13 protein-coding genes and 1 pseudogene are annotated in these 17,623 nt (G+C 61.9%); 12 read left to right on the forward strand and 2 right to left on the reverse strand.

What is annotated here, in order from left to right; all coding sequences use genetic code 11:
* Positions 1 to 162 precede the first annotated feature (162 nt).
* Positions 163 to 1,095: a helix-turn-helix domain-containing protein gene (locus tag ACGJAX_RS21030; RefSeq protein ID WP_390955989.1), complete on the forward strand. Its 933-nt coding sequence runs from the start codon at positions 163 to 165 to the stop codon at positions 1,093 to 1,095.
* On the opposite strand, the gene ACGJAX_RS21035 is transcribed toward ACGJAX_RS21030, so the two are convergent.
* Together ACGJAX_RS21035 and ACGJAX_RS21040 are read right to left on the reverse strand one after the other, a co-directional pair.
* Entirely contained in the window at positions 1,092 to 1,688 is a 597-nt protein-coding gene (locus ACGJAX_RS21035; RefSeq protein WP_047529274.1) for a helix-turn-helix domain-containing protein, read from the reverse strand. The two genes, ACGJAX_RS21030 and ACGJAX_RS21035, sit on opposite strands and share 4 nt — an antisense overlap.
* 178 nt (positions 1,689 to 1,866) lie before the next feature.
* Positions 1,867 to 3,828 (reverse strand): FAD-dependent oxidoreductase, encoded by a 1,962-nt coding sequence (locus tag ACGJAX_RS21040; RefSeq protein ID WP_390955990.1) that lies wholly within the window; start codon positions 3,826 to 3,828, stop codon positions 1,867 to 1,869.
* 319 nt (positions 3,829 to 4,147) lie between these two features.
* Between ACGJAX_RS21040 and ACGJAX_RS21045 the strand changes: the two are divergent.
* The 11 genes and pseudogenes from ACGJAX_RS21045 to ACGJAX_RS21095 form a co-directional block, all read left to right on the forward strand.
* A pseudogene (locus ACGJAX_RS21045) lies at positions 4,148 to 4,249 on the forward strand (hypothetical protein); the annotation flags it as partial.
* Between the two features lie 74 nt (positions 4,250 to 4,323).
* A complete protein-coding gene (locus tag ACGJAX_RS21050; RefSeq protein ID WP_247255655.1) occupies positions 4,324 to 5,118 on the forward strand; it encodes a class II aldolase/adducin family protein in 795 nt (264 codons plus the stop codon).
* Positions 5,119 to 5,418: 300 nt separating this feature from the next.
* Positions 5,419 to 6,066, forward strand: a complete 648-nt coding sequence (locus ACGJAX_RS21055; RefSeq protein ID WP_390955991.1) for a TetR family transcriptional regulator C-terminal domain-containing protein — start codon at positions 5,419 to 5,421, stop codon at positions 6,064 to 6,066.
* 93 nt (positions 6,067 to 6,159) lie between these two features.
* Complete coding sequence (locus ACGJAX_RS21060; RefSeq protein WP_047529264.1) at positions 6,160 to 6,876, forward strand: response regulator; 717 nt, start codon at positions 6,160 to 6,162, stop codon at positions 6,874 to 6,876.
* A gap of 5 nt (positions 6,877 to 6,881) precedes the next feature.
* On the forward strand, positions 6,882 to 7,655 hold the full coding sequence (locus ACGJAX_RS21065) for a transporter substrate-binding domain-containing protein (RefSeq protein ID WP_390955992.1): 774 nt from the start codon (positions 6,882 to 6,884) through the stop codon (positions 7,653 to 7,655).
* The gene (locus ACGJAX_RS21070) at positions 7,652 to 9,913 is read left to right on the forward strand and encodes an ATP-binding protein (RefSeq protein ID WP_390955993.1); all 2,262 of its coding nucleotides are present in this window, start codon (positions 7,652 to 7,654) and stop codon (positions 9,911 to 9,913) included. Before ACGJAX_RS21065 ends, ACGJAX_RS21070 begins: the two co-directional genes overlap by 4 nt.
* Positions 9,914 to 10,122: 209 nt before the next feature.
* Entirely contained in the window at positions 10,123 to 11,535 is a 1,413-nt protein-coding gene (locus ACGJAX_RS21075) for an amino acid permease (RefSeq protein WP_390955994.1), read from the forward strand.
* Between the two features lie 348 nt (positions 11,536 to 11,883).
* A complete protein-coding gene (locus tag ACGJAX_RS21080) occupies positions 11,884 to 12,675 on the forward strand; it encodes an enoyl-CoA hydratase/isomerase family protein (protein ID WP_247255652.1) in 792 nt (263 codons plus the stop codon).
* Positions 12,676 to 12,721: 46 nt separating this feature from the next.
* On the forward strand, positions 12,722 to 13,882 hold the full coding sequence (locus tag ACGJAX_RS21085; protein WP_390955995.1) for an acyl-CoA dehydrogenase family protein: 1,161 nt from the start codon (positions 12,722 to 12,724) through the stop codon (positions 13,880 to 13,882).
* Positions 13,883 to 13,900: 18 nt separating this feature from the next.
* Positions 13,901 to 16,000, forward strand: a complete 2,100-nt coding sequence (locus tag ACGJAX_RS21090) for an acetate--CoA ligase family protein (RefSeq protein WP_390955996.1) — start codon at positions 13,901 to 13,903, stop codon at positions 15,998 to 16,000.
* Positions 16,001 to 16,010: 10 nt separating this feature from the next.
* Positions 16,011 to 17,618, forward strand: coding sequence for a 5-guanidino-2-oxopentanoate decarboxylase (locus tag ACGJAX_RS21095; RefSeq protein ID WP_390955997.1), 1,608 nt, complete (start codon positions 16,011 to 16,013; stop codon positions 17,616 to 17,618).
* Positions 17,619 to 17,623: the final 5 nt, after the last annotated feature.

Below are 17,623 nucleotides of genomic sequence, written 5' to 3' on the forward strand. Positions count from 1 at the left end.
AAAGACCTCGTTATTGGTTTTATTAACGCCAGGAGAAGCCGATTTCATCTTTCGGACACTTCCCCTGTAGCGCGTTGACGACTATCTTGGGCGAGCCTTGCGCTTCCATCTATCCACTTTAAGCAGCACAAAGCGCACCAAAAGAGTGCGCCAGGTCATCCCATGACAGTGTGTAATCCGTTACAGGTTCAAGCGTTCAACACCGCCGACGTGGCCGAGCAAATCCGCGCCACACCGGGTTGGGTCCAGCATTACCAACAGATGTCGCCGGGGCATTTCGCCGGTCTGGTGCGCTATCTCGACCTGCAAGGCGTGGAGATTTACGAGGAGCACATGAACACCCGGGTCGAGCAGAATTTCAGTGCGCCGCAAGGGTCGCTGGCGTTCTGTTTCGATCGCAGCGACAACGCGCTGTATGTGCTCAATGGAGAAAGTCGCAACATCTGGATCACCCCGGAGAACTACCAGGAAATCGCCGTGGTGTTCGGGCCGGCGTTCGTGCAGCGTCACGCGCTGGATGTGGCCAGGCTCGAAGGGTTGTTCATGGCCCCGCTCAATTCGCAGCAGAATGCGCTGTTCAGTCGCTGGCTCAGCGGCACCTTGACCCGGTTGTCGCAGACTTTCGATCCGCCCAGTCGCGAGGCGCTGACCCAGCAGTTGCTCGACGATTGCCTGTTCATCCTCGACAACGCCTGCGTGTGCCTGGACCAGGGCGCCTTGCAGCGGCGGGCGGGGGAGCGGGCGATCATGAAGCGAGTAGGGGAATGGGCGGCGGATACGCCCGAAGAACACCTCAATCTGCTTGAGCTGTCCCAGGTTGCAGGGGTTTCACTGCGCCAGTTGCAGCATGCATTCAAGACATTCACCGGCATGGCGCCGACCCAATGGCTACGCCTGCGTCGCCTCAACAGCGCCCGCCGGGAGTTGCTGATCAGCACGCCGTCGCAAACCACCGTCGCCGAAGTGGCGATGCACTGGTCGTTCTGGCATCTGGGGCGGTTTTCCAGCAGCTATCGCGCGCTGTTCAAGGAGTTGCCGAGCGACACCCTCAAACGTGTGAGTACCGCGCAGCCGACGGGCCGCGGGCGCCGTTAGAAGGTCGGCGGGGTGATCACCCAGATCACCACCGCATCGACATCGCCAGGGTTGCCGTAGCGGTGTGGCTCCTGGCTGGAGAAGCTGAAACTGTCGCCTTCGTTGAGCTGAAAGTAGCGCTCGCCGACCCACAACTCGAAACGCCCCGATAGCAGGTAACCCGCTTCTTCACCGTCGTGGCTGTAGCTTTGTTGGCTGTAGGTGCCCGGAGGGAAACGCGAATGCAGCATTTCCAGGTGCTGACTGGGCTGTGGGGTCAGCAACTGGTCAATGATCCCGTCTTCGTAGTGCACGCTCAGACGACTGTTCTTGCGCACGACAATGCCGTCGTCCTCGGGAGCGGTGACCGCTTCGCTGGCGAAGAACCACTGGATGGTCACGCCCAGGCTGCGGGCGATATTGAACAACGCCGGAATCGACGGGTAAGCGAGGTTGCGCTCCAGCTGGCTGATGTAGCCGGCGGTCAACTCGCTTTGTTGCGCCAGTTCCGCCAGGGTCATGCCCCGGCGCTTGCGCAGGCCGCGAATCCGCGTGCCGAGAAAATGCGGTTCGGCGCTGCCGGTGGCGGGTTGTGGCGTGGTGCTGTTGCTCATGGTCGATTCCGAGCCGGTGGCTACGCTCCGCCCCCTGTAGGAGCGAGCCTGCTCGCGATGTACGTCAAGACACCGCGTTTATCCAGAAAACGCGCGTCATCGTCAGCGTCCATCGCGAGCGGGCTCGCTCCTGCAAAGAGCAGTCATTGAGAGTCAAAGCCCCGGAGTATAAACAGCCTCAAAGCTCCCACGCGACTTTCAGGCCTTCATAAATCGCTTCTTCGGCCGTTCGCGGTGCCAGGCAGTCGCCGATGCGCCGGAATTCAACCAGGCCCTGCAGTTCGGCGCCCAGGGTATCCACCGGCTGATGGCCCTGGCATAGCACCAGGGTGTCGATGTTTTCCATCAGCATCGGTTCGCCGCTGGCGGTATGTTGCAGGTAGACAGTGTTGTCATCGCAGCCGTACAAGCGGGCGTAAGGGGTGATGGCAATCCCCAGTTTGTGCAGCTCGCCGGCCATTTGATCACGTACGTACAGCGGCAGGTTTTCCCCGCAATGGGTGCCATTGACCGCCAGTTGCACCTGATGCCCGGCACGGGTCAGACGCTCGGCAATGCCTGGGCCGATCCAGTCGCAACGCCAGTCGACCACCACCACCGACCGGCCAATCTGCACCTCATCACGCAATACCTGCCAGGCGTCCACCACCTGCAATTCGCCACCGCGTTCGAAGTGCGGCCAGTAGGGTTCGGCGCCAGTGGCGATGATGACCATGTGCGGTTTTTCCCGTTCGACCAAGGCGCGGTCAACCCGGGTGTTGCGCACCACGCGCACGCCAGCCAGTTCCATTTCCCGTTGCAAATTGGTGCTGGCGCCGCCGAACTCGCTGCGCCGTGGCAGCAACTGCGCCAGCAACACCTGACCGCCCAATTGCGCGCTGGCTTCATACAGCGTCACCTCATGCCCGCGTTGAGCGGCGACCGCAGCGGCTTTCATCCCGGCCGGGCCTCCACCGGCAATCATGATGCGTTTGCGCGTGCTCGCGGGTCGGCGCTCGCCGAAGATCAACTCACGACCGGTTTCCGGGTGCTGGATGCAGGAAATCGGCAAGCCCTTGTGGAAGTGGCCGATGCACGCCTGATTGCAGGCGATGCAGGCGCGCACGTCTTCAGCGCGGCCGGCATCGGTCTTGTTGGGCATTTGCGGGTCACAGATCAGGGCGCGGGTCATGCCGCATACGTCAGCCTGACCACGGGCCAGAATCAGCTCGGCTTCCTGGGGCTGATTGATACGCCCGGTGACGAACAACGGGATATCCAAACCCGCCTTGAAGGTGCCCGCTTCCCTGGCCAGGTAGGCGGCCTCGATCGCCATCGGCGGCACGATATGCACCGCACCACCGAGCGAGGCCGAAGTGCCGGCGACGATGTGCACGTAATCCAGTTGCGCTTGCAGCGATTGCACGGCGGCCAGGGATTCGTCTTCGGTCAGCCCTTCGGGGTCGCGCTCGTCCGCGGAAATGCGCAGGCCGACGATGAATTGCTCGTCGGTGCTGGCGCGAATGGCGGCAATCACTTCACGCAGGAAGCGCAGGCGTTGTTCCAGATCACCGTTGTAGCCATCGGTGCGGCGATTGACCCGTGGGTTGATGAATTGCGCCGGCAGGTAGCCGTGGCTGGCGACCACTTCCACGCCATCGATACCGGCCTGATGCAGGCGCCTTGCCGCGGCGGCGTAGCCGGCAACGATCTCGTCGATCATCCCCTGATCGAGTGCACGCGGCATGACCCGGAACCGCTCGTTGGGCACCGCCGAGGCGGAGTAGGCCACGGCCAGCAAGCCATCGCTGGATTCCATGATTTCCCGCCCCGGATGGAACACCTGGGACAACACCACGGTGCCGTGGGCATGGCAGGTTTGCGCGATTTTCCGGTAGCCGTCGATGCAGGCGTCATCGGTAGCCATCAGCACATGGGAGGTATAACGCGCGCTGTCATGCACGCCGGCCACCTGCAACACGATCAGCCCGACGCCGCCCTCGGCCCGCGCCCGGTGATAGGCGATCAACTGTTCGTTGACCAGGTTGTCGGTGGGCATCGAGGTGTCGTGCCCGCTGGACATGATGCGGTTTTTCAGGCGCTTGCCACGGATCTGCAAGGGTTCGAACAGGTGTGCAAAGGCTGGGGTCGGGCTCGGCATGGTGCGGGTACTCCGGGCAGGCTGACCTGTAGGAGCGGGCTTGCTTGCGATGGACTTGAGGACGACGCGTTCATCCAGGCAACTCGCGTTAGCGTTAACGTCCATCGCGAGCAGGCTCGCTCCTACAGAGGCATGTGGTGTTGTTATTTTTGTCTATAGAAATTTACCTGTAGTAAAAAATCAACTTTTTTTTTTACTGATCATTGCAGTAGTTTGAAATGGCACCCGCATCTTGGGGCAAACCTCACAACAATAAAAAAGGGCCATACCGACTTGAGTTCGGTGGGCACCTGCTTGAGTAACCACCGATGAAATCATGGCGCCGCAGAACCTCAAGGGGGCGCTCTCGATGGACGTCGGCTTCTGGGTTGACCATGGTGAGGAGCTGGAAGAGCGTTTTAACGCCTGGGCCAGTAAATAACGGCCAGTGGCTGGACGTTCATGCACGTCCAGCCTTACTGTCTGCGCAGCCGACCCGCCTGGAGAACCACAACAATGAACGAAATCGCGACCCACCTGACTGCCGCACCTGCGCGCAGCGCTACCGAACAGCGCCTGCGTGAAGAACTGGCCGCCTGTTACCGCTTGATTGCGCATTACCGCATGACTGATCTGATCTTTACCCACATTTCGGTGCGTATCCCCGGGCCGGAGCATCATTTTCTGATCAATCCCTATGGGTTGATGTTTGAGGAAATCACGGCATCGAATCTGGTGAAAATCGATTTGAATGGCCATGCCGTGGAGGCGTCTCCATACCCGGTGAACCCGGCCGGTTTCGTGATTCACAGCGCGATTCATGGTGCCCGTGAAGATGCCCAATGCGTGCTGCATACCCACACCAAATCCGGCTGCGCGGTGGCCGCGTTGAAGTGCGGCTTGCTGCCGGTGAATCAGATTTCCATGGAGTTCTATGGTCGGGTTGCTTATCACGACTACGAAGGCGTGGCGCTGGATTTGAGTGAGCAAGAGCGACTGGTGGCAGACATGGGGGACAAGCCGGTATTGATGCTGCGCAACCATGGCTTGCTGACGGTCGGCGAAACCGTAAGTCAGGCGTTTCTGCGCATGTATTACCTGGAAAAAGCCTGCGAAATCCAACTGGCCGCGCAGGCGGCCGGTGAGTTGGTGCTGCCGCCGGCTGAAGTCTGTGAGCACACCGAGCGTCAGTTCAATGACCCTGGCCGAGCGCTGGATGAAGGTGAATTGAACGATCCGGATGCCATGCAATTGGCCTGGGCGGCGTTGTTGCGCTTGCTGGAACGGGTGGCTCCGGGGTATCGGGATTGATGAGGATTTTCTGTTGATAGGGATGACGCCATCGCGGGCAAGCCGCGCTCCCATAGGGTTTGGTGGTAGTTCGTGGAATGTGTGAACGCCCGAAAAACACTGTACAAGCGAGCCTGCTCGCGATGGCGGAATGTCAGGCAACGTAGAGGTTGAATGTGCTGACGCCTTCGCCTGCAAACCAGCCCCCACAAGGACACAGGCTTACACCAGACTGGAGACAAGACAGGCTCTTGCTGTACAGTCGTTCAGCTTGCAAACGTAGCGCGAGCCCCCTTGATTGAATCCAGGAGCATGTCACCCATGAATCAGGAAGCCCGTTTTTCCCGCATGGAACCGGAGTTGCGCAAGGCCAATCTGATCGAGGCGACGCTGGTGTGCCTCAAGCGCCACGGTTTTCAGGGTGCCTCGATCCGCAAGATTTCCGCCGAGGCCGGGGTTTCGGTGGGGCTGATCAGCCATCACTACTCGGGCAAGGACGAACTGGTGGCCGAGGCCTACATGGCGATCACCGGGAGGGTCATGACCCTGCTGCGCGATGCGATGGAACAGGCTGCACCCAATGCTCGCGAACGCTTGTCGGCGTTTTTTCGCGGCTCGTTTTCCGCCGAATTGCTCGACCCGCAACTCATTGACGCCTGGCTCGCGTTCTGGGGCGCGGTGAAAACCGCCGAGGCGATCAACCAGGCCCACGATCATTCCTATGGCGAGTACCGTGCCATTTTGCGCAAGGTGCTGATGGAGCTGGCGCAGGAAGAAGGCTGGGAAAATTTCGATGGCGATCTTGCTGCGATCAGCCTCAGTGCCTTGCTCGACGGTCTGTGGCTGGAGTCCGGACTCAATCCCGGCACCTTCACCCCGGAGCAGGGCATCCAGATTTGCGAGGCCTGGGTCGATGGTTTGCAGGCCGGTGGACGGCAGCGCTTTTGCATACAGACGAGCAACTGTTGATCGGTCGTTCAGCAATGGCTACTCTCTGGCGCTGATGTACAAAAACACTCTAATAAGAAATGCGCCTTCGGGCACAGGCAGGACACCCCAGTCATGACGCCACGGGTACTGATCGTCGATGACGATCCGCTGATTCGCGAACTGTTGCACGCCTACCTGTCCCAGGAAGGCTACGAGGTTCATTGCGCCGCCACGGCGGAACTGGCCGAAACCTTTCTGGCCAGCCAGGCCGTAGACCTGGTCATGCTCGATATCCGCTTGCCCGGCAAGGACGGCCTGACCCTGACCCGTGAACTGCGGGTACGTTCGGAAGTCGGGATCATCCTGATCACCGGGCGCAACGATGAAATCGACCGCATCGTCGGCCTGGAATGCGGTGCCGATGACTACGTGATTAAACCTCTCAATCCACGTGAGCTGGTGTCCCGGGCGAAAAACCTGATACGCCGGGTTCGTCATGCGCAGACGCCCCAGCCTGTTGCGGCTGTCGCCAAGCCCGTCAAACAGTTCGCCGACTGGTCGCTGGACACCGATCGCCGGCGCCTGATCGATCCTTCCGGCAGCGAAACCCTGCTGACCCACGGCGAGTACCAATTGCTCAGCGTGTTCCTGCGCAACAGCGGCCACACCCTGAGTCGCGACCAGTTGATGGATCAGATCCGCAACCGCGAATGGGTGCCCAACGACCGCTCCATCGACGTGCTGGTCGGTCGCTTGCGCCGCAAACTGCACGACGACCCGGCTGAGCCGCAGTTGATCATCACCATCCACGGCGCCGGTTACCTGTTCACTGCCAGCCTGGCGGCGTGACGGCCGTGGGGCGACTGCTCTGGTTGCTGTTGGCGCTGGTGGCGGGCAACGCCCTGGCCGCGGAAAACGTCCGCTACTGCGATTATCCGGTCTACCCGCCGATTTCCTGGAGCGACGGCAAACAGGTCCGTGGCCTGGCGCCGAGTGTGGTGAAAAAGCTGTTCGGTGAGCTGGGCTATGAGGTCGAGACCGTGGTGCTGGGCAACTGGAAACGCTGCCTGCTCGATGCCGCCGAAGGCCGGGTCGACGTGGTGCTGGCCTACAGCACCGCGCACCGGCAACAAAGCATGCTGTTTTCCACGGTGCCAGTACTGCGCGAAGAGGTCGCGTTGTTCATCAATCGCCAACACCCGGTGCAGTTCGAACGCCTGGAAGACCTGGCCCATTACCGTGGCGGCTTGCTGTTCGGTGAAAGTTACGGCGTGGAATTTGATCGCATGGTCGCGCAAAACAACAACATTGAATGGGTCTCCGACAGCCGCCAGAACTTCGGCAAGCTGATTCGCGGGCGCATCGATTTCATCACCCAGGAGCGCCGTACCGGCCAGCTCTATGTCGAAAGTCTGGCGGGCGCCCAGGACATCGTCGCGTTGCCCAAGGCCCTGAGCGTCGACTACCTGCGGGTCGCGGTTTCCCGTCGCTCGCCGTTGGCCAGTCAGATGCCGCAGATCAATGCGCAACTGCAGCGCATGGTCGATGCTGGCGACATCGAGCGCCTGCTCGATGAAAGCGAAGTCACTTACCGCGACATGATCAACCTGCCGGTGAACGAACAATGATTCGCCCGCGTCCCGGTGGTCTGTTGCGGCGTCTGTTGCTGTTCATTCTGTTGTTCAGCCTGTGCTTCACGGTGCTCGCCAGTACCGTGCAGCTGTACATCGAATATCGTCGGGAAATGCGCGACATCGACTCGCGCATGGAGCTGATCCGCGCCGGCTATCTGGCAAGCCTGGAGCGCAGCCTGTGGGATCTGAACCAGGAGCAATTGAATGTGCAGTTGCGCGGCTTGGTGGACTTCTCCGACGTCGCGCGGGTGCACTTGAGCAGCCCGGACTTCGACCTGCTGCAAGGCAACCCGGATCCGCTCGGGCCGTTGCGCGTCGAACGTTTTGCCCTGGACTACCAACCGCCGTCCGGGCCTTTACGGCACTTGGGTGAACTGGAAGTCAGCACCGATCTGGGCGCGGTGTATCAGCGCCTGTATGCCACCGGGCTGACCAGCCTGTTGTGGATGGGGGCGTTCCTCTGCGGTCTTGCGATTGCGCTGTCCTGGTTGTTTTACCGTCTGGTCACCCGGCACCTGCAAGTCATGGCAGAGTTCGCCCGGCGTATTGCCGCCGGCGAATGGCATGAGCCGCTGCGCCTGCACAAGCGGCGCAGTGTCCACAAAGACGAAATCGACACCGTGGCCCACGCCCTCGACGACATGCGCCGGGCGATCCTCAGCGACATCGACCGCCGTGAAAGCGATCGGCTGGCCTTGCAGGACAACCGCGACGAGTTGCTGAAGATGGTCGAGCGACGCACTGCCAGCCTGATGCGCGCCAAGGACGAAGCGGAAGCGGCTAACCTGGCAAAGTCACGGTTCCTGGCGACCATGAGTCATGAGTTGCGCACGCCCCTCAACGGCATCCTCGGTATGGCCGAGTTACTGCGCGGCGCCAGCCTCGATCCGCAGGACGGCAAACGTCTGGAGGCCTTGCACAAGGCTGGCGAAGGATTGCTGACCATCCTCAATGAAGTGCTGTTTTTCGCCAAACTGGAGGAGGGCGCCAGCCTGCCCGAGCCGGTGGACTTCTCGATTCGCAATTTGATCGATGAGGTGCTGACGTTGCTCGAGCCCAAGGCGCTGGATAACGACACCATCCTGCAGTGTCGGGTCGATCAGCGAATCGCCGAGTATCACCACGGTGCCGAGCAATTCTTGCGGCAGGTCTTGAGCAACCTGTTGGCCAACGCCATCAAGTTCACCGAGTGTGGTGAGGTCAGTGTCGAAGTGGCCTTGCTGGGGCCGCCTGTGGGGGCTGGCGGCGATCGTCTGCGGGTGAGTGTCACCGACAACGGCATCGGCATTGCCCCGCCGATGCAGGCGCGGATTTTCGAGCGCTTCACCCAGGCCAGCGAAGAAGTGGCGCAGCGCTTCGGCGGCACCGGGTTAGGACTGGCGATCTGTAAACACTTGGTTGAGCAAATGGGTGGCAGCATCGGCGTCACCAGTGAAGTCGGGCGGGGCAGTTGCTTCTGGTTCGAGTTGACGTTGCAACCCGCTGCAGGCGTCACCGCACCCATACCGATCACGGTGACAGGGCCGGCATTGAAGGTGCTGGTGGTTGAGGATGTGGCGCTCAATCGCGAAGTGGTCCAGGGGTTGTTGCAACGGGACGGCCACCAGGTGTGGCTGGCTGAGGAGGCTGAACAGGCATTGGCGCAATGCGCCGCGCAACGGTTCGATCTGATGCTGCTGGATGTGCATCTGCCGGGCATGACTGGCGTCGAGTTGTGCAAACGGATCCGCAGTGCCGATGGGCCGAATCGTACCGCGCGCATTTTTGCCCTCACAGCCAGCGTGCAACCGGCGCTGGTTCGCGGGTATCTGGATGCCGGTATGGATGGCGTGCTGGCCAAGCCGCTGAATCTGGACACGCTGCGCAAGGTCATGAGCGGGCAGTTGATGACGCCCAAGCCGCTGCTGGAAGAGGGCGCCATCGACTGGCCGCTGCTGCAAACGCACCGTAACTTGCTCGGCGAGCAGAAAGTGCAGGGGTTGCTGGCGGTGCTGCGCGACTCGATTCTGCAACACCGTGAGGCGCTGCGCGAATCGATTGAAGCCGATGACTTCACTGAAATCGCACACCTGGCCCATCGTTTGGCGGGAAGCGCCGACTCCCTGGGTTTTCGTGCCTTGGCCGGCGTCCTGAGATCACTGGAAGAGACGGCCCTGATCAACGATCAATTAGCTATCGGGCAGTTGGCGCCTGCGCTCAATGAGCACTGCAAGCACGCACTACAGGCGCTGGAACGCCTGTTGCAGAGCTGACGTACATTTTTGTTACGACTTTCTACAACTTCGATCCATACGTACAACGCGACCTTACATGGCTTTCCAATAATCGACGCAACCGCCGCAGCGCGGTCTTCGAAGCTTATTGGAGATAATAATAATGAATTGCCGTAAAGCTGATTCTTCCCCGCGCCACGACATCCTGTCATGCGCCGCGCCCCTCACCGAATGCTGAGGGTGCCGACATGAGTGAAAACATCGACCGTAAAGGCATCCAACTGACCCGTGCCCTGAAAAGCCGGCACATTTTCATGCTCTCCCTGGGGGGCGTGATTGGCACCGGGCTGTTCATGGGCTCTGGTGTCACCATTAATCAAGGCGGTCCGGTGGGGGCGATTCTGGCCTACCTGGTCGCCGGCTTCCTGATGTACCTGGTGATGGTCTGCCTGGGCGAGTTGTCCGTGCAGATGCCGGTGTCCGGTTCGTTCCAGACCCATGCCACCAAATTCATCGGTCCGGCCACCGGCTTCATGATCGGCTGGGTGTACTGGATGAGCTGGGCCACCACTGTGGGCCTGGAGTTCACCGCCGCTGGCATGCTGATGACGCGCTGGTTTCCGGCGGTGCCGATCTGGTATTGGTCGGCGCTGTTCGTGGTGGTGCTGTTTGGCATTAACGCCATGGCCACCCGCGCCTTCGGTGAGGCTGAATACTGGTTCTCGGGGATCAAGGTCGCGGCAATTCTCGGCTTTATCGTGGTCGGTGTGCTGGTGATCTTCGGCGTGATGCCGCTGAGCAGCGGTGCGCCTGCGCCGATGATGAACAACCTGATCGGCGACTCGCTGTTCCCCAACGGCCTGTCCGCCGTGTTCGCGGTGATGATGACCGTGGTCTACGCCTTCCAGGGCTGCGAGATCATGGGCGTGGCCGCTGGCGAAACCGACCAGCCGGAAAAGAGCATCCCGCGCGCCGTGCGCAACGTGGTGTTCCGCGTGCTGATTTTCTACGTGCTGGCGATCATCGTGCTGTCGGCCATCGTGCCGTGGCAGCAGGCGGGCCTTATGGAAAGTCCGTTTGTGCAGGTGTTCGACATGGTCGGCATCCCCTATGCCGCTGACCTGATGAACTTCGTGATCCTCACGGCGATTCTGTCGGTGGGCAACTCCGGCCTGTATGCCTCGACTCGCATCCTCTGGGCGATGTCGAAAACCGGCATGGCGCCGAAAAGTCTATCGCCGCTGAGCAAGCGTGGCGTGCCGTTGCGCGCGTTGAGCATCACCCTGTGCTTTGCGCTGGTGTCGCTGCTGACCAGCTTCATCGCGGCCGACACCTTGTTCATGGTGCTGATGGCGGTGAGCGGCATGTCCGGCACCGTGACCTGGATTGTCATCGCATTGGCGCAATACAAGTTCCGCAAGGCCTATCTGCGTGACGGCGGCAAAATCAGCGACCTGAAATACCGCGCCCCGTGGTTCCCGGTGCTGCCGCTGATGTGCATCACCTTGTGCTGCTCGCTGTTTGTGTTCCTGGCCCTGGATGAAACCCAGCGTCCATCCCTGTACTGGGGCTTCGGCTTTATCGCCCTGTGCTATGGCGCGTATTTCCTGTTCCATCGCAACCGTGAGGCAGTGCTGGCACCGAGTTTGCCGAGCGTTTAATTCATTCACTCAAGCACAACCCCCTGTAGGAGCGAGCTTGCTCGCGATAGCGGTGTGGCAGTCAACGCGATGTTGAATGTCCTGCCTTCATCGCGAGCAGGCTCGCTCCTACAGTTGTTTTGCATCATGCGATTTGGTTGGGAGGCCAAAGGCAGTTGTTCGAAGTTGTAACAACGGTTTCGCTCACTCCCTATCGACAGGCGTAAAACCTATTAAAAACAATGCGTTAACGAGTTTTATGACTTGTTACAGCCCATTTCTTCGCCGATTGCCGGCTTACTGAACAGTCGTTTAGTATGGCTCCAAGTCGCAACACCTCACGACAAACAAAACAATTCGAGGACCCGCATGACTACTCACGATTCTCTGCTCAGTCAGGTCGAAGCAGGCGTTGCCTGGATCACCCTCAATCGCACGGCTCAGCGCAATGCGCTGGATATCCCGACGCTGAAAAACCTTCACGCCTTGCTCGACTCGTACAACGCTGATCCAGCGGTGCGCGTGGTGGTATTGACCGGTAGCGGTCGCAGCTTCTGCGCCGGTGCCGACCTCGATGAATGGGCCGAAGCTGAAGCCCGTGGCGCGCTGGAAACCTACGGCTGGACCGAAACTGCTCATGCCCTGATGACCCGCTTGTACAGCCTGGAAAAGCCGACCATCGCTGCCATAAACGGCACCGCCGTTGGCGCCGGGATGGACCTGACCCTGTGCTGCGACCTGCGCATCGCCGGGCAGTCGGCACGCTTCAAGGCCGGCTACACCAGCATGGCCTACTCGCCGGACGCCGGCGCCAGTTGGCACCTGCCACGCCTGATCGGTGCCGAGCAGGCCAAGCGCCTGTTGTTCCTCGACGAACTGTGGGGCGCCGACCGTGCCCTCGCGGCGGGGCTGGTCAGCGAAGTGTGCGCCGACGATCAATTGCAGGCCGTGGCCGGCGAACTCGCCACACGCCTGGCTGCGGGGCCGACCTTTGCCTTTGCACAGACCAAAAAACTCATGCGCGAAGGTGCCGACCGCAGCCTGCCCGAGCAACTGCAAGCGGAACTGGCCGCCGGCCTTCTCTGCGGACGCAGCGAAGACGGCAGCGAAGCGCTGCGCGCCGCCATGGAAAAACGCCCGGCACGCTTTATCGGTCGCTAAGCCCGCCTCACCCACCACTCTTTGCAAACGAACACAGGTAGCACCCATGAATTTCCAACTGACCCAAGAACAAGAAATGTTGGTGGACTCGGTACGCAGCTTCGTCGAGAAGGAACTGCTGCCCTATGAAACCGAAGTCGATCGCGCCGACGAAGTCTCCCCGGAGCTCGCCGCGCAGATTCGCGGCAAGGCCATTGCCGCGGGTTTCTACGCCTTCAACATGCCCGAAGAGGTCGGTGGTGGCGGTCTGGACTACCTGTCCCAGGCGCTGATCGAGCGTGAACTGTCGAAGGTCTCCTGGGCGCTGCACGTGTTCGTCGCGCGGCCATCCAAGATCCTCATGGCCTGCACCGGCGATCAGATCAACGATTACCTGTTGCCGTGCATCCAGGGCGAGAAGATCGACTGCTTCGCCCTGACCGAGCCGGGCGCCGGTTCCGATGCCAACGCGATCAAGACCCGCGCTGTGCGCGACGGTGACGACTTCGTCCTCAATGGCAGCAAGCACTTCATCAGCCACGCCGGCCACGCCGATTTCGCCATCGTCTTCGCCGTCACCGATACCTACGAGCACAACGGCAAGAAACGTAACGCCGTGACCTCGTTCCTGGTCGACCGCAATACGCCGGGCATGACCATCCGCCGTGGTCCCAAGTGCGTGAGCAACCGTGGTTATCACACCTTCGAAATGTTCTTTGACGACTGCCGCGTACCGGCCTCCAAGGTGCTCGGTGAAGTCGGCAAGGGCTGGGACGTGGCCAACGCCTGGCTGACCGCCGGACGGGTAATGGTGGCGGCCAACTGCGTCGGCCAGGCGCAACGGGCGCTCGACGTCTCGCTGCAATGGGCGGCGGACCGCAAGCAATTCGGCCAGCCTATCGGTACCTACCAAGGCATTTCGTTCAAGTTGGCGGACATGGCCACGCAAATTCGCGCGGCCGAACTGCTGACCCTGCACACCGCGTGGAAAATGGACCAGGGCACCATGACCGATGGCGAGGCCGGCATGGCCAAGCTGTTTGCCAGCGAAGTACTGGGGCGGACCGCCGATGAAGCGGTGCAGATTTTCGGCGGCATGGGCCTGATGGACGAAGGTCCGGTGGAACGCATCTGGCGTAACGCGAGGATCGAACGGATCTGGGAAGGCACCTCGGAAATCCAGCGCCACATCATTTCCCGCGAGCTGCTGCGGCCGCTGCTGCGCTGATCGGTCCGGAGAATACTTATGTCCCAGACTATTCGTGACAACCTCAAACGCATGCTCGCGCCGCGCCACGTGGCGTTCGTTGGCGGCCGCAGCATGGCCCGCGCCCTCAAGCGTTGCGCCGAGGGCGGTTACCCAGGGCAGATGTGGCTGATCAATCCGCAGCACGAGAACCTCGAAGGCGTGCCGTGTGTGCGCAGCGTGGCCGACCTGCCGTGCGGCCCGGACGCGGTGTTCATTGCGACCAACCGTGACCTGACCCTGACCTGTGTGGCCGAACTGGCCGCCATCGGTACCGGCGGCGCGATCTGCTACGCCTCGGGGTTCGCCGAAACCGGCGCTGAAGGCCTGGCCCTGCAACAGCAACTGATCGAAGCCGCTGGTGACATGGCCTTGCTCGGCCCCAACTGCTACGGCCTGCTCGATTACCTGCACAGCTGCGCGCTGTGGCCGGTGGCCCATGGCGGCAAAGCGGTGGAGAAGGGCGTGGCGGTGCTGACCCAGAGCGGCAACTTTGCCTACAACCTGTCCATGAGCGACCGTTCGCTGCCCGTGGCCTACATGGCCTCGGTGGGCAATCAGGCGCAATTGGGGGTGGCCGAGTTGATGGATGTGCTGCTCGATGAGCCACGGGTTACCGCCATCGGTCTGCACCTGGAAGGTTTGAAGAACGTACCGGGTTTCGCCCGCGCTGCGCACAAGGCGCTGGAAAAGGGCGTGCCGATCATTGCCTTGAAGACCGGCGTGTCGCAGATCGGCGCCGAGCTGGCGTTGAGTCACACCAGTTCGCTGTCCGGCTCCGATGCGCTGTATGACGCGCTGTTCGCACGTCTCGGCGTGATCCGCGTCAGCGGCCCGGTGAGCTTTGTCGAAACCCTGAAAGCCGCGGCCTGCGGCAACCTGCCGGCGGGCAACAGCCTGATCGCGCTGGCCTGTTCCGGGGGCGACGCCGGGCTGATCGCCGACTACGCCGAGCGCAATGAACTGGCGCTGCCCAAGCTCGACGCGGGTCAAACCGGCGAGCTGGCGCAAGTACTGCCCAGCTACGCCAACCTGGTCAACCCGCTGGATTTCACCACGGCGATCTGGGGCGATGGCGAGGCACTGAACCGCATGCTCGACAGCGCCCTGCGCACTGAAGCCGATGCCGCGATGCTGGTCCTCGACTACCCGTCCGAGTTCACCGGCGAACGCAAGGAATGTGACCTGCTGCTGGACCTCTACTGCAAGGCGCTGGTGCGCCACGGCAAAACCGGTTTCGTCACCTCGGCGTTCCCCGAGTTGCTGCCGGCCCACGCTCGCGAGCGTCTGCATGAGCAGGGCGTGGCGGCATTGCAGGGTGTTGAAGACGGCCTGGCGGCTTGGGGACGCATTGCCAATTACCAGCGCAACCGTGAGGCCCTGTTGGCCCTGGGTGAATCGGCGCTGGTGCCGCTGTGCCCGCAAGCCCTGCAAGGCGAAGGCCGTTTGCTCAACGAATGGGACGCCAAGCAGGCCTTGCGCGAATTCGGCCTGCCCACCCCCAACGGCGTACTGAGCGCCCCGGACCGGGCACTGCAAGATGCCAAAGCCCTGGGTTATCCGCTGGTGCTCAAAGCCGTCAGCGCCCAGTTGCCGCACAAAACCGAGGCCGGCGCCGTGGCGCTGAACCTCAAGGACGACGCGGCCCTGAGCGCGGCACTGGAAAAAATGCGCGCGAGCATTGCCGCGTACGCACCGGGCGTGGCGTTCGATCAGTTGCTGTTGGAACCAATGGCCAAGCCGCCACTGGCCGAACTGATTGTCGGCATCAAGCGTGAAAACGACTTCGGCCTGGCGCTGGTGATTGGCGCTGGCGGCATTCTGGTGGAACTGCTCAAGGACAGTCGCAGCCTGTTGCTGCCGACCACTGACGGGGCCATTCGCCAGGCGTTGCTGAGCCTGCGCAGCGCGGCATTGCTGCAAGGCTTCCGTGGTCGCGAAGCGGCGGATCTTGACGCGCTGGTCGCGGCGATCCGTGCCGTGGCCGACTACGCCTGCGAAAACGCCGCGCAATTGCTCGAACTCGATGTGAACCCATTGTTGGTCGGTGCCCAGGGCACGACTGCCGTCGACGCGTTGATTCGCCTCGGCCATGAATGAGGAACTGAACATGCAAAGCAAAACCTTGACCGGTGGCCAGGCGCTGGTGCGTCTGCTGGCCAATTATGGCGTCGACACCGTGTTCGGCATTCCCGGCGTCCATACCCTGGAGCTGTATCGCGGCTTGCCTGGCAGCGGCATTCGTCATGTGCTGACCCGGCACGAACAGGGCGCCAGTTTCATGGCCGACGGCTACGCCCGGGTCAGCGGCAAACCCGGTGTGTGCTTCATCATCACCGGTCCTGGCGTGACCAACGCCGCCACCGGTATCGGCCAGGCCTACGCCGACTCGATTCCGATGCTGGTGATTTCCAGCGTCAACCACAGCGCCAGCCTCGGCAAGGGCTGGGGCAGCCTGCACGAGTGCCAGGACCAGCGCGCCATGACCGCGCCCATCACCGCGTTCTCCGCCGTGGCCCTGACCGCCGAAGACCTGCCGGAACTGATTGCCCGCGCCTACGCGGTGTTCGACAGCGAGCGTCCGCGCCCGGTGCACATCTCGGTGCCGCTGGACGTGCTGTCGGCACCGGTGGCTCGCGACTGGAGCAATGACGTGGTGCGTCGCCCCGGTCGCGGTACGCCAGCCGCTTCCGCACTGGACGAGGCGGTCGCCAGGCTGCACGGCGCCAAACGGCCAATGATCATCGCCGGTGGTGGCGCGCTGAATGCCGCACAAGAACTGGCCGAACTGAGCACCCGACTGGCCGCGCCGCTGTTCACCAGCGTCGCCGGTAAAGGCTTGCTGCCACCGGACGCACCGTTGAATGCCGGCTCGTCGCTGTGCGTGGAACCGGGCTGGAACCTGATCGCCGAAGCCGACGTGGTACTGGCGGTCGGTACGGAAATGGCCGACACCGATTTCTGGCGCGAACGCCTGCCACTCAACGCCGAACTGCTGCGGGTGGACATCGATCCGCGCAAGTTCAATGACTTCTACCCATGCGCCGTGGCGTTGCACGGTGATGCACAGCAGACCTTGGCCGCCGTACTGGAACGCCTGTCGCCAGATGTTCGCGATGCCGGTGCCGCGATCGCCAAAGTCGCGGCATTGCGTGAAGCCATCCAGGCCGGCCATGGCCCGTTGCAGTCGATCCATCAGGCGATTCTGCAGCGCATTGCCGCCGAACTGCCGGCCAACGCCTTCATCAGCACCGACATGACCCAGCTGGCATACACCGGCAACTACGCCTTCGCCAGTGCGGCCACCCGCAGCTGGTTGCACCCGACCGGCTACGGCACCCTGGGCTACGGCTTGCCAGCCGGTATCGGCGCCAAGTTCGGTGCACCGCAACGGCCGGGCCTGGTGCTGGTGGGGGATGGCGGTTTCCTCTACACCGCGCAGGAACTGGCGACGGCCGTCGAGGAGCTGGACAGCCCACTGGTGGTGTTGCTGTGGAACAACGACGCCCTGGGGCAGATTCGCGACGACATGATCGGCCTGGATATCGAACCCATCGGCGTACTGCCGCGCAACCCGGATTTCGCCGTGCTGGGCCGCGCCTTCGGCTGCACCGTGACGCAGCCACAGAACCTTGCGGAACTGCAAACCGACCTGCGCCACGGCTTCAATCGCAACGGTGTCACCCTGATCGAGCTCAAGCATGCCTGCGTTCGCTGATGTTC

The sequence above is a fragment of the Pseudomonas moorei genome (assembly GCF_042846945.1).
Classification (GTDB): domain Bacteria; phylum Pseudomonadota; class Gammaproteobacteria; order Pseudomonadales; family Pseudomonadaceae; genus Aquipseudomonas; species Aquipseudomonas moorei.